Below are 13,206 nucleotides of genomic sequence, written 5' to 3'. Positions count from 1 at the left end.
TTATGTATGTTCTATCACAAGTATATCTAAAAAAAGACTGTAAACAAAGTTTTTCACTACTTTGTCTACAGTCTGAAGCGGAACTTTTGAAAGTTCCGCTTTTTACTTGCTACCGTGTACTCGCAAGGCCTCCATCCACCGGAATAAGTTGCCCCGTAATAAAATGCGCATCATCACTTGCAAAAAAAGTCATAACTGGTGCAAGGTCCCGCTCTGGATCTCCATAAGCATGCCCGAGCGGAATATTATCCGTCACTGTTAGCCGGTGTAATTCCCGCTCTTTTTCTGTCATCCCAGCTACCCACGTTTCGTACATTTCAGTTGCCATCGTAGGTAAGATACAATTCACTCGGACGTTATCGCCGCCCCATTCATGCGCGATCGTTCTTGACCAGGAGTGAACAGCACCCTTACTGAGTGAATAAGCTGCAGAACCAGGATGCGGGTTTAGTGCCGATAAGGAACCAAAATTAATGATGCTCCCGCCACCTTCTATTTTCATAAGTGAATAAGCCGCTTGATTGGTAAAAACGGTTCCTTTTACATTCACAGCCAGATTAAAATCAATTTCTGATTCAAGCGTTGTCGCAGCAGGCTCTGGTCGGTGGATGCCCGCTACATTTGCCAGTACATCAAGCCCTCCCATTTGTCTTGTCGCTTCCGCGAATACTTCAAAGGTTGCTTCTCGATCAGAAATATCAAGCACTTCAAAATGCGCTTCCCGAAATCCCTGCTTTCTAAGCGTTTCAAGTTGCGTTTCTCCCCGTTCTTCATTCACATCGACAAAGTAAACTTTTGCTCCTTGCTTTAAATACTCCTCGGTGACCGCTTTTCCAATTCCACTTGCTCCACCTGTTACAATAATTTTCTTGCCTTCTAATTTCATTGTTGCCTCCTCAAAATGCGTTAAGGCCCAAAAATCCTACACTTAAGCATAGCACTTTCACTTTAAGCCTATCAATATATTTTGTGAAACAAAGAACAAAAGAATTCCAAAAGCAGAAAAATTGTCACAGAAAATACATTTTATGACAGCTATCCAAAATGCGTTATAATAGAAACCGAGGTGATAAACTGTGGCACATAAAACCAACGCCTGCCGGATGCTCGACCAAAAGAAGATTCCTTATACACTGCACGAATATCATTTTGATGAGCAACACTTAGATGCAGCTCATGTTGCAGAAGAGACGGGGAAAAACCCGGCGCAAATCTTCAAAACCCTTGTTGCAGTCGGCGATAAAACTGGACATTTAGTTGCTCTGCTTTCCGCAGAAGATACACTTGATTTAAAAAAGCTTGCTAAACAAAGCGGAAATAAAAAAGTAGAAATGATTCACGTGAAAGATCTTGAAAAAATAACTGGCTATATTCGCGGAGGCTGTTCTCCCATTGGCATGAAAAAACTATTTCCCACTTTTATTGATGAAAAAGCCCGCGATTTTACGACCATCTATATTTCTGCTGGGAAGCGAGGCTTACAAATCGAGCTCGATCCAAATGCCCTTCTTCCGCTTTGCCGAGCCAAGTGGGCTAACTTAAGAACCGAATAAAGGACTTGCGCCAAGATAGCGCAAGTCCTTTATTTTTATTTAACTTCTCGAACCATTTGCCACTGGGAAATCCATTTCCGAAAGCCAGCTTCAAAAAAAGCTTCGGCAAGTTCCCTATCAAGCACACAATTATTAAGAAAGAGTTTTTTTTCAGCACCCAAGGCAAAGCCTAATCCTGAAAGAGCCGCTTGAAGCGTGGTTCCTGGTTCAAGCTCGAATTTACTTACTTCGATTCCTCTGTCAGATAGCATATAGCGAAGGTGAAAACTTCCCTTTCCTTCTTCCAAACTAAACCGACTTGACGTTTCTTCTTTTTTAAATCGCAACAAATTTTGCCAAGGGGTTAAACGTGAGTCTTCCGTTTCTAGTTCTGGATGCTCAGTAGCGATTTCAGTTGCTTCTCCAAGTGGTCCATCTAAAAAGTAAAGTTCATTCATGACTTCAAAATGATATTTTTGATAAAAACGAACGGCACGTTCATTGTCTGTTATGACTTCTAATTTAAATTGTGTTCCCGCTGCTTTTTGAAGCATATCTTCCATTAATAAATCAGCAACTTTTTTGCCACGAAATGGAGGCGCGACGCCTAAGCCCCCACACCATGAATAGCCTCCTTCGCGCGCAAGCAAATTAAAGCCGATCGGTTCTTCATCTGAGAACGCAAGGGAGGATAAATTTGGATCAAGCAAAAACTCGTCCATTCTTGCAAAAAATGCCTCTTCTGTTAGCTTCATTTGTACGATATAATCGGAAAAACTTGCGTTCCAGGCTTGCATTACCTGCTTGCGGGTTACTTCTGTAAATTTTTTCAGTTCGATCACTAGGCGACCCCCTCCTTTTTTTCTTTTCAGCATAGCATAAATGCCTGATTTAAGCACGATTCAGTATTGTAACCGCCCTCTTTTTAGTTTATCATAAGAAAGAATAATCTTAGTTTAAGGAGAAAAATAATGAAAAGAAATGTTGTTTTGTATCAAGAAATCGCAACAAAGATCAAGAAAAAAATTCTAGATGGCAGTTATCCGCTCGGCGAAAATATTCCGAGTGAGCCTGAACTCGAGAAGCTTTTTGGTGTGAGCAAAATGACAATTCGGCAAGCTGTGGCACTCCTCGCTGCAGAAGGATATGTGGACAAGCAACGTGGCAGAGGGACACAAGTAATTAGCAATCAACTTTTTAACAAACTTTCAAAAGCCAAATCTTTTTCAAAAATCATCGAAGAATCTGGTTTTTCCATTAAAAAAGAAATTCTTGCGATTGAAACTTTGCTACCTGAAACGCATCCTGCTTTAGCTATTTATTTTGATGAACCGATCACGCACATTAAGCGTCTTTATTATCTTGATAACAAGCCTTATATTTACTATCAACATTATATTCAAGAAGTCGCGAAGATTCGTGAACCTAATTTAAACCTGGATCACATCTCTCTTTACCAACTGCTAAAAGAAAACGGCTACACAGTTGCCTCGTTTGAAGATACATTTGAAGCGGTCACTTTTTCGGCGGATGAAAAAAAACAACTGCAAGCTGAACAAGAAAATGGCTTGAAACGTATGCGTAAATCTTATGATAACAGTGGTCATTTGATCGAGCTTTCGATCGGACTTTATAACACACAAATTTTCCCTTATAAAATTGAATATGAAGTTTAAAAAAGTGATTGCGTTTTCAAACATTATAATGTTATAATGTTTTCGAAGGAGGTGACAACATGATCGATCTTCTAATCAAAAATGGAAAAACAAGCACTGGAGAGCCACTTTCTGTTGCCATTACAAACGGAGAAATTTCGGCTGTAGCGCCACAAATTAGCGACGAAGCTGAAAAAGTAATAGATCTAGCTGGAAAGCATTATATTTCTGCTGGATGGATTGATGATCATGTTCACTGTGATACGGAAATGCCAATTTATTATGATCAACCAGATGAAATTGGGATTACAAAAGGCGTGACAACAATTATCGACGCTGGTTCTACTGGTGCGGATACCATTGCATCTTTTTATGAACACGTTAAACAAGCCAAAACAAATGTTTATGCCCTCATCAACATTTCAAAGACGGGTATCATTGCACAAGACGAGCTTTCTAACATGAAAAACATTCAAAAAGAAGCCGTTAAACAAAAAATAGCCGAGCTACCAAATTTTATTGTGGGACTTAAAGCGAGAATGAGTAAAACGGTTGTCGGTGAAAATAACTATGAACCCCTTATTTTAGCCAAAGAATTACAAAACGAGTTAGATGATTTGCCACTTATGGTGCACATCGGTTCGAATCCTCCTGATTTAAAAGAAATTTTAACGCGACTAGATGCACGGGATGTCCTAACTCACTGCTTTAACGGAAAACCAAATGGAATTTTAGAACAAACGAGCAATGAAATTAAAGCGGTTGCAAAAGAAGCCTATGATCGCGGTGTTCGTTTTGATATTGGGCACGGAACAGATAGCTTTAATTTCCGCACAGCTCGCCTAGCTAAAGCAGAAGGCCTTATTCCTTATTCGCTCAGCACAGACATTTACCATAAAAATCGCGAAAAAGGTCCTGTCTATGATTTAGCTACAACAATGGAAAAACTACTTTCGATCGGCTATTCCCTCACTGAAATTATTCCAATGGTGACCACACATCCAGCTGATAATTTCAAACTTCATACTAAAGGAACTTTAAAAGAAGGTTTCGATGCAGATATCACTATTTTCGATGTGAAAGATGAACACAAAGAACTAACAGATTCTAATGGAAATACAAAGTACACGCACACGGTCATCGAACCGGTTTATACCATTGTAGGAGGAAAAGTTTATGACAACGGATCTTTATCAAAAATATGATTTAAAACAAGTCGTCAACGCATCTGGAAAAATGACTATCCTCGGCGTATCGAAAACCCCTGATGAAATCGTCGCCTTGCAAAAATTTGGTGGTCAACATTTTTTCGAAATGGCTGATCTTGTTGAAAAAACGGGGCGTTACATTGCAGATTTGCTACATACAGAAGATGCTGTCATCGTTTCAAGCGCTTCTGCAGGCATTGCCCAATCTGTCGCTGGTTTAATTGGGCAAGGAAGTGACTACCATCTTTACCATCCGTACACAGACAAAATTAAGAAACGAGAAATCGTAATTCCAAAAGGACATAACGTCGATTACGGGACTGCTGTTGAAGTCATGATTGAACTGGGTGGTGGAAAATTACGTGAAGCTGGTTATGCCAACATGTGCTCGAAAGAACATGTTGAAATGATGCTAACAGATGAAACAGCTGCACTCCTTTATATCAAAAGTCATCACACTGTGCAAAAAAGCATGTTAACTGTCGCAGATATGGTAGAAGTCAGCAAGAAACACGGAATTTCTCTGATTGTAGATGCAGCGGCAGAAGAAGATTTATTCACTTACGCCAAACAAGGCGCGGATCTTGTGATTTATAGTGGTGCAAAAGCGATTGATGGCCCAACGTCCGGACTCGTTGTCGGCAAGAAAGAGGCGATTAGTTGGGTGCGAATGCAGTCAAAAGGCATCGGACGCGCGATGAAAATTGGAAAAGAAAACATCATTGGGCTCACAGGCGCGATTGAACGTTACTTAAATACACCAGGTGAAACAGGCGAGAACATGCAAGAAAGACTTCATCCATTTATCGACGCTTTAAACCAAATTGATGGTCTTGAAGCAAAAATTGTTCAGGATGCTGCCGGACGTGATATCTACCGTGCTTCTGTCAAAGTCAGCAAGCCGTCAGCAAAAGAAGTTATCGCCAAGCTAAAAAGTGAGAGCCCTGCTATTTACACGAGAGAATATCAAGCCAATAACGGCATCATCGAATTCGATGTTCGCGCTGTAAACACAGATGAAATGAAATTAATTGAAAATCGCTTAAAAGAAATTATGGAAAGTGGGAAATAATCATGCAAAAAACACCAAAATATTTAAACGAACGTATTTGCTTAAACGTACTGGCGAATTCCGTTGAAAATGCCAAAGAATGTTATCAAGCTGCGGATGGACATGTTGTACTCGGCGTCCTTTCCATCAATTATTCTTCTGATGAAGCAGCGATCACAGATATGAAAAAATACATCGAAGCAACCGATAATGCCCTATCTGTTGGACTTGGCGCAGGGAATCCGAAACAAAGCGAAATGGTAACACGTATTTCAGCTGTGCTTCAGCCCCAACACGTTAACCAAGTCTTCACCGGAGTTGGCGCTAGCCGTGCACTTTTAGATCAAGATGAAACCATCATTAATGGCCTTGTATCTCCAACTGGAAAAGTCGGTTACGTGAATATCGCAACAGGGCCGCTTAGCAGTGAAGCACCAGCAGGAGAAGTTCCGATCGAAACAGCGATTGCCCTTCTAAAAGATATGGGAGGAAGCTCGATCAAGTACTTCCCAATGAAAGGTCTTGCACATGAAGAAGAATACCGTGCAGTTGCAAAAGCCTGCGCAGAAAACGACTTCTACTTAGAACCAACTGGCGGTATTACGCTGGATAACTTCGAAGAAATCGTAAAAATCGCACTGGATGCAGGTGTAAAAAAAGTCATTCCGCACGTGTACAGTTCAATTATTGATAAAGCAAGTGGCGACACAAAACCAGAAGATGTTAAAACTCTCTATCAAATCATGAAAAAATTGACTGACTAAAGGAGCGATGACAAGATGAAAGTTTTATCCTATGGAGAAGTGAATTTACGATTCACTCCTCCTGATTATCAATTACTCGCACAAACCAATCAGCTCACTTATCAAATCACAGGAACTGGCGTCAATTTACTAACGAACCTCAGTAACTTTGGGATGGAAACCACTTTGCTCACAACTCTTCCAGATAACAACGTTGGAAAAATGGCCGCAGCGAACATTCGTAAATACGGCATCCAAGATCATCATATCCAATTTAATGGCAATCACATGGGCAGTTATTTCGTTGAACTTGGCTACGGCGTACGCCCAACGGTTGTCACTTATCAAAACCGTTTAGCAAGTGCCTTCTGCCAAGCTGACCCAGCAAGCTATCCAATCGAGGAAGCCGTCAAAGAAAATGATATCATCCACATTTGCGGCATTTCCTTATTATTAAATGAACGCACTCGTGAAACCGCTTTAAAATTAGCAGCATGTGCAAATGAGTTTGGCAAACCCCTTTACTTTGATTTCAATTACCGCCCAAGTTTAAACACAGAACATAGCAAAGCGTTCATCAAAGAACAATACGAAAAAATCCTATCGCTTGCCCACACCGTTTTTGGCGGAATTCGTGACCTCACAGAACTACTTGATATCGAAGTAAACGAAGAGCTTCCCTACTTAGAACAATTGCAAATGGGAATTGCCACTTTCAAGCAAAAATATAACGTTAAAAACTATGTGGGGACTAACCGTGGCTTTGAAAACCACGAACACTCCCTAGCCGGCTTTATGGACGGTGAAAGTTTTAAAGTCAGCAGCACAATGCCAGTTGACTTACTTGATCGCATCGGAGCAGGAGATGCTTATGCGGCAGGAATCATTTTTGGTCTTGCAAATGACTGGTCAGAAGAAAGAATATTGGAATTCGCAGTAAGTAATGCTGTCCTTGCGCACACCATTACGGGAGACGTGCCACATACTACCTTGGAAGAAGTAGAGGCACTTATGGAAGGCAGACAACAAAGTCTAATTCGTTAAAAAAGGAGAGAAAAATATGCACGACATCTATCTGTTTTCAATCACCATCGTCGCAATCGCCATCGTCATTTTAGGTGTATCTTGGTGGAAATGGCACGCCTATCTTAGCTTATCAGTTGCCACCATCTTTTTAGCAGTATTTGCCGGTATGCCATTTGGCAAAATCACCACCGCCTTCGAAACGGGCGTCGGCGGTGTTCTTGGCCATTTAGTCGGCATCTTAGCACTTGGAACAATCCTTGGGAAAATGATGTCCACCTCCGGGGCGGGCATGCAAATTGCTAATTTCTTCGTAGAACGCTTCGGAGCCAAGCGCTTGCCTTGGGCAATGTTCTTCTCCGGACTGATTATCGGAATCCCCGTTTTCTTCGAAGTTGGGCTTGTCATCCTACTACCAATCGTGCTTTCAATCCAAAAAACAGTCAAGAAGAACATTCTCTTACTTGGCCTTCCAGTTCTTGCAGGGCTTTCCATCACGCATGGAATCATCCCGCCACATCCAGGTGCCATGACTGCAATCGGCATTTATAATGCCAACGTAAGCGAAGTCTTGCTTTATTCACTTTGTTTCGCACTCCCAGCAGGCATCGTCGCAGGTCCTTTATTCTCAAAATTCATCAGCAAACGAATCACACCAAAAAATGAACCTGACCTCATGCGTCCCGATGTCATCAAAGACAACGAAAAATTGCCATCTGCTGGCGTATCATTCTTCATTGTTTTCTTACCAATCATCTTGATGCTACTAACAATGATTGCAGCACTATTCAAACTACCTAGCGGCCTCACAAGCATCATTGATTTCATTGGTAGCCCGCTAATTGCTTTACTAATTTCCGTGTTTGTGGCTTACATACTGCTTGGTTTCCGCCTAGGTTTAAATGCAGAAATCATCCGCGGTTTAACAGACGACAGCATGAAGCCCCTTGCTTCCATCATTTTAATCATTGGCGCAGGCGAAGCATTCAAACAAATCCTAATTGACACAGGTGTCGCAACAGCCATCGCAAATCTATCAGGTCAAATGAATCTATCTCCGATTGTAATGAGTTTCCTTGTTGCCGGGCTCATCCGAGTTGCAACAGGTTCAGCGACCGTTGCCCTCACAACGGCAGCAGGAATTGTCGCTCCAATCGTAGAACAAATGACAGGCGTCAATACTGCCCTACTAGTTATCGCAACGGGCGCTGGTTCTCTCATGCTATCACACGTTAACGATGCAGGCTTTTGGCTTGTTAAAGAATACATGGGACTCACCGTCAAGGAAACCTTCAAAACTTGGACCGTGCTAGAAACCCTGTTATCATTCAGTGTATTTATCATGGTACTAATTGTCGATATTTTCGTTTGACAAAAAACGTCTCGGATTCAAAATTTCGAACCCGAGACGTTTTTCATTTCCCACAATGGCAATCATCGCCGCCGCGGCAGCATGTTCCAGCGTGGGCTTCTTTGGCAGCAAAAGTCGCCGCTCGTACCGCTTCTGGCACGCTATCTTTGACACGGCGCGCTTTATCTCGAATCAAGCTTGCCCCTGTACTTACTTTTTCTTTTGGCAAGAAACTCGAGTCTAGTTTATCCGCTTCAATTTGTTTCTTCGCAATCGAAAGCATCAGTTTCATTCGATTTAACTGGTTAACTGCACTTGAACCCGCATCATAATCGATCGACATGATATTGGCGTGTGGATAGCGTTTCTTAAGCCCCTTAATCATGCCACGTCCTGTAATATGATTGGGTAAACAAGCAAACGGCTGTAAGCAAGCAATATTCGGCACATCATTATCCAAGAGTTCAAACATCTCGCCCGTTAGAAACCAGCCTTCCCCCATCTTATTTCCAAGCGAAAGTAATTGGCTTGCTTTTTCTGCGATCACTTCGATGCTTTCCGGTGCATCAAAACGTGCACTCGCCCGAAGTGCATCCACAACTGGCTTACGATATTGATTGATAAACGGAATCGCCACACTTTGCTTAGCAAATGATTTCACTTTAGAGCGCCCAAACGCATTGGCCGCAAAATGGTCATCGTAGCAACAATATAGCAAGAAATCCGTCAAATCTGGCACGACGGCTTCGCCGCCTTCCGCTTCAATCACATCCACAATGTGGTTATTCGCACCTGGATGGAACTTCACGAGAATTTCGCCAACCACCCCAACACGCGGTTTTTTCTTGCCCGTAATAGGTAGTTCATCGAAAGCCTGTACCATTTCTTTTGTGAACTGCTTGTATCCACGGAATGAATAATTTTTCATCAGTTCGCGACCTTTTCCCAAATAATCGGCATACAACCGGTTGGCGCTCCCTGGCTTTGTTTCATAAGGACGAACACGATACAGCATCCGATCAAGCGCATCCCCGAGCGCAAGCCCAGCCATGAAACGCATCGCTAGCCCCGGCGTCATCTTAAAGCCCGGTTGTTTCTCAAGCCCATTTGCATTTAGCGAAATCACCGGAATTTGTTCCATCCCCGCTTCCTTAAGCGCCTTTTTAAGCATCGCAATGTAGTTTGTTGCCCGGCAACCGCCACCTGTTTGCGTCATCAAAACTGAGATCCGCTCCAAATCATAATCCCCATGTTTCAGCGCATCCATCATCTGGCCAATGGTCAAAATCGCCGGGTAGCAAGCATCATTATTCACATAGCGCAAGCCTTCATCGACCCCGCGTGGCGTCACCGCAGGCAGAACTTCAAGGTTGAATCCTGCTGCTTGCCCAGCGGCTTCAAGCATCGCAAAATGAGTCGGAGCAAGCTGAGGTGCGAGAATCGTATAACCTTCTTTCCGCATTTTCTTCGTAAAGAGCGGTCGTTCCTTAGGCAAAGGCATTTCGGTTGGCTTAATATGATGACGATCGCGTTCCTCGATGGCCGCCTTCAAAGAACGAACTCGAATCCGAGCGGCCCCAAGGTTATTAATTTCATCAATTTTAAGCAGCGTATAGACTTTATTATGGCCTTCAATAATTTCTTGGCACATATCCGTCGTAATCGCATCCAAGCCACATCCAAATGAAGTCAACTGAACGAATTCCAAGTTTTCCTGTTTCGCCGCAAAACTTGCAGCCCGGTAAAGTCGTGCATGATATTTCCACTGGTTTTCCACACGTAGCTTGTGCTCAATCGTGCCAAGATGCGAAATCGAATCTTCCGTTAATACCGCCATGCCGTTCATCGTGATAAGTTCAGGGATGCCATGATTGACTTCTGGATCAATGTGATACGGATGCCCAGCGAGGACGATGCCTTTTACATTATTTTTCGCCATATAATGTAGCGCTGCTTCGCCTTCTTTTTGGATATCACGACGGCATTTTTCCGCTTCGCTCAGCCCTTTTCGGATGGCTTGCTCCATTTCTTCAGCAGGAATCTCAGGGAAGGTTTGCTTCATTGTTTCCATAAAGGCTTTTTCATTATCGAGCGCAACAAATGGACTGTACATCGGGATGCCTTTTTCTTCAAGCGCATCCACATTGACGCGAATCACTTCCGGATAGCCAGCCACAACAGGACAGTTAAAATTGTTTGTTGCTTCGCCAAATTCTGGTTTTTCGTAAACGACAGATGGATAAAAAATGGCATCTACTTTTTTGCGGACAAGATCCATCACATGCCCATGCGTCAACTTAGCCGGATAACAAACCGCTTCGGATGCAATTGTTTCAATGCCTTTTTCATATAAGTTCTTTGATGATTTCGAGGAAAGCACCACGCGGTACCCAAGCGCATCGAAAATAGTAAACCAAAGTGGATAATTCTCATAAATGTTAAGCGCTCGTGGAATTCCGATCGTCCCTCGCGTTGCTTCGCTTTTTTTGCACGCTTGATAGTCAAAGGTCCGCTTTAGCTTGTAGGCATATAAATTAGGTAAAAGATTTTTCACCGTTTCCACCCGTTCGCCTCGTTCGCAACGATTACCACTCACAAACGCCCGGTCATCCCCAAAACGCGTAATCGTCAGCTGACAGGTGTTGCTACAAAGATTACAACGCGACTGCGAAGTTTCCGCACGAAAATCACGCAATTTTTCAAGAACCAACATCTCTGTTACGGTTCCAGTTTCATAGTGTTCCTTAGCAATTAATGCGGCTCCATAAGCCCCCATCATTCCAGCAATGTCTGGTCGCACAACTTCGCGACCTGTTAAAAGTTCAAATGCGCGTAAAACGGCTTCATTATAAAAAGTCCCACCCTGTACGATCACTTTCTCGCCAATGTCTTTAGGGCTACGCAATTTAATGACTTTTTGAAGCGCATTTTTGACTACAGAATAAGCAAGCCCTGCCGAAAGATCTTCAAGACTCACGCCTTCTTTTTGAACTTGTTTTACTTTGGAATTCATGAAAACCGTGCAACGCGAACCTAGATCAACCGGTGCCGTTGCAGAAAGCGCCCGATTGGCGAACTCCTCAATCGGCAAATGAAGCGTCTTCGCAAAAGTCTCAAGAAACGAGCCGCAACCCGCCGAACAAGCTTCGTTTAGCATCAAGCTATCCAGTGCGCCGTTTTTGATTTTCATACATTTCATATCTTGCCCGCCGATGTCTAAAATAAAATCTACATCGGGAAGAAATTCTCGAGCAGCTCGGTAATGTGCCACAGTTTCAATTTCGCCAACATCTATTTTAAGTGCGGCTTTAATCAAAGATTCACCGTAACCTGTAATTCCTGATTGAACAATTCGCACCTGCTCAGGTAAAACTTCATATAGCTTACTCGTTTCATCAATAACAGACTGCAGCGGACTGCCATTGTTGCTTCCATAATAGGAATACAAGATTTCATTTTGGTGGCCCATTAAAATGAGTTTTGTTGTCGTTGAACCCGCATCAATACCTAAATATGCTTCTCCTTCATAGTCAGCTAAATTTGCTCGCGGGGCTTTCATTTGATTATGCTTAGCTCGAAAATCGGCTAATTCTTTTTCAGAATGAAATAGCGGCGGCAATGTCACAGTGTCTTTTTGGACAGAAGACAAGTCCATATCGGATAATTTTTCGATAAGGGCATCAAGACGAATCACCTTTTCTTTTTTACTGGAAAAAGCAGTGCCAAGCGCGATAAAATATTCCGCATGTTGCGGCGCAATAATATCTTCATCTTTCATTTTAAGAGTTTCAGTGAAGCGAAACCGCAATTGATCTAGAAAAGTTAACGGACCGCCAAGAAAAGCTACTTTGCCACGGATCGGTCTTCCACATGCAAGTCCACTAATAGTTTGTGTAACGACACTTTGAAGAATCGAAGCGGCAATATCTTCCTTTCTAGCACCTTCATTTAGAAGTGGCTGCACATCTGTTTTCGCGAATACGCCACAGCGTGAAGCAATCGGATAAATCGTTTGCGCTGATTTTGCCAGTTCATTAAGTCCCGTTGGATCTGTTTGTAAAAGTGTAGCAATTTGATCAATAAAAGCTCCAGTTCCTCCCGCGCAAGCATTGTTCATTCGCTGCTCAATGCCACCCGTAAAGTAAATGATTTTAGCATCTTCTCCGCCAAGCTCAATGACAACATCTGTTTCCGGGATCGCTTGTTCAACTGCTTCTGTGCAGGCAATCACTTCTTGCACAAAAGGCACATCCAAAAATTTTGAAATCGCTAATCCTGATGAGCCTGTGATTTGAAACGTCATTTCTTCTTCATTTACCTTTTTTCTTAAATCTTGCATAATTTCGAGCGTCACTTTTTTTATATCTGAATAGTGACGTCTGTAAGTTTGAAACAATATCCCCCCTTTTTCATTTAAAGCGACGGCTTTTGCTGTTGTCGATCCTACATCTAGCCCCACGTGAATCGTCATCTTTTTCATCCTTTCTCTTTCACTTTTACTTTCCATGTGTAGTTGTGAACTTAATAATGTGTTTCTTTTCACAAACAAGCGCTCGATAATGAGTGATTACTCACTCAAAACCATCCCGAAATTCCAGTAAATATAGACACACTCATTTTTACATTAATTAATTTATTTGTAA

General features: G+C 42.4%; 10 protein-coding genes. 7 read left to right on the top strand and 3 right to left on the bottom strand.

Annotated elements, in window-relative coordinates; translation table 11 throughout:
- Positions 1-109: 109 nt before the first annotated feature.
- The gene (locus HCK02_RS08255) at positions 110-886 is read right to left on the bottom strand and encodes an SDR family NAD(P)-dependent oxidoreductase (RefSeq protein ID WP_167629648.1); all 777 of its coding nucleotides are present in this window, start codon (positions 884-886) and stop codon (positions 110-112) included.
- Between the two features lie 190 nt (positions 887-1,076).
- Here HCK02_RS08255 and ybaK point away from each other — a divergent pair, with 190 nt between their 5' ends.
- On the top strand, positions 1,077-1,553 hold the full coding sequence (gene ybaK, locus HCK02_RS08250; RefSeq protein WP_167629647.1) for a Cys-tRNA(Pro) deacylase: 477 nt from the start codon (positions 1,077-1,079) through the stop codon (positions 1,551-1,553).
- Positions 1,554-1,588: 35 nt separating this feature from the next.
- Here the strand turns inward: ybaK and HCK02_RS08245 are convergent, their stop codons facing one another.
- Positions 1,589-2,374 carry a GNAT family N-acetyltransferase gene (locus HCK02_RS08245; RefSeq protein WP_167629646.1) on the bottom strand — a complete coding sequence of 262 codons (786 nt, stop codon included), beginning with the start codon at positions 2,372-2,374 and terminating at the stop codon, positions 1,589-1,591.
- A 129-nt stretch (positions 2,375-2,503) separates the two neighbouring features.
- Between HCK02_RS08245 and HCK02_RS08240 the strand changes: the two genes are divergently transcribed.
- The 6 genes from HCK02_RS08240 to HCK02_RS08215 are packed head-to-tail and all read left to right on the top strand — an operon-like array spanning position 2,504 to position 8,584.
- Positions 2,504-3,208 (top strand): GntR family transcriptional regulator, encoded by a 705-nt coding sequence (locus tag HCK02_RS08240; protein ID WP_167629645.1) that lies wholly within the window; start codon positions 2,504-2,506, stop codon positions 3,206-3,208.
- Positions 3,209-3,267: 59 nt separating this feature from the next.
- A complete protein-coding gene (locus HCK02_RS08235; protein ID WP_167629644.1) occupies positions 3,268-4,392 on the top strand; it encodes an amidohydrolase/deacetylase family metallohydrolase in 1,125 nt (374 codons plus the stop codon).
- Entirely contained in the window at positions 4,364-5,467 is a 1,104-nt protein-coding gene (locus HCK02_RS08230; RefSeq protein ID WP_167629643.1) for a DgaE family pyridoxal phosphate-dependent ammonia lyase, read from the top strand. The genes HCK02_RS08235 and HCK02_RS08230 overlap by 29 nt, the downstream gene beginning before the upstream one ends.
- A 2-nt stretch (positions 5,468-5,469) precedes the next feature.
- Positions 5,470-6,210, top strand: coding sequence for a 2-dehydro-3-deoxy-phosphogluconate aldolase (dagF, locus tag HCK02_RS08225; RefSeq protein WP_167629642.1), 741 nt, complete (start codon positions 5,470-5,472; stop codon positions 6,208-6,210).
- A 15-nt stretch (positions 6,211-6,225) separates the two neighbouring features.
- Entirely contained in the window at positions 6,226-7,233 is a 1,008-nt protein-coding gene (locus HCK02_RS08220; protein ID WP_167629641.1) for a sugar kinase, read from the top strand.
- A 16-nt stretch (positions 7,234-7,249) separates the two neighbouring features.
- Positions 7,250-8,584 carry a GntT/GntP/DsdX family permease gene (locus HCK02_RS08215; RefSeq protein WP_167629640.1) on the top strand — a complete coding sequence of 445 codons (1,335 nt, stop codon included), beginning with the start codon at positions 7,250-7,252 and terminating at the stop codon, positions 8,582-8,584.
- Between the two features lie 43 nt (positions 8,585-8,627).
- Here the strand turns inward: HCK02_RS08215 and HCK02_RS08210 are convergent, their stop codons facing one another.
- Positions 8,628-13,034, bottom strand: coding sequence for a 2-hydroxyacyl-CoA dehydratase (locus HCK02_RS08210; protein ID WP_167629639.1), 4,407 nt, complete (start codon positions 13,032-13,034; stop codon positions 8,628-8,630).
- Between the last annotated feature and the right edge of the window lie 172 nt (positions 13,035-13,206).

Source organism: Listeria valentina (assembly GCF_011800755.1).
Lineage (GTDB): Bacteria > Bacillota > Bacilli > Lactobacillales > Listeriaceae > Listeria > Listeria valentina.
This window is presented reverse-complemented; position numbering and strand designations above follow the sequence as displayed.

Coding starts and splice junctions, on each gene's coding strand:
- HCK02_RS08215 (WP_167629640.1), top strand. CDS start 7,250: ATGCACGACATCTATCTGTTTTCAATCACCATCGTCGCAATCGCCATC.
- HCK02_RS08235 (WP_167629644.1), top strand. CDS start 3,268: ATGATCGATCTTCTAATCAAAAATGGAAAAACAAGCACTGGAGAGCCA.
- HCK02_RS08240 (WP_167629645.1), top strand. CDS start 2,504: ATGAAAAGAAATGTTGTTTTGTATCAAGAAATCGCAACAAAGATCAAG.
- HCK02_RS08255 (WP_167629648.1), bottom strand. CDS start 886: ATGAAATTAGAAGGCAAGAAAATTATTGTAACAGGTGGAGCAAGTGGA.
- dagF (WP_167629642.1), top strand. CDS start 5,470: ATGCAAAAAACACCAAAATATTTAAACGAACGTATTTGCTTAAACGTA.
- HCK02_RS08220 (WP_167629641.1), top strand. CDS start 6,226: ATGAAAGTTTTATCCTATGGAGAAGTGAATTTACGATTCACTCCTCCT.
- HCK02_RS08230 (WP_167629643.1), top strand. CDS start 4,364: ATGACAACGGATCTTTATCAAAAATATGATTTAAAACAAGTCGTCAAC.
- HCK02_RS08210 (WP_167629639.1), bottom strand. CDS start 13,034: ATGACGATTCACGTGGGGCTAGATGTAGGATCGACAACAGCAAAAGCC.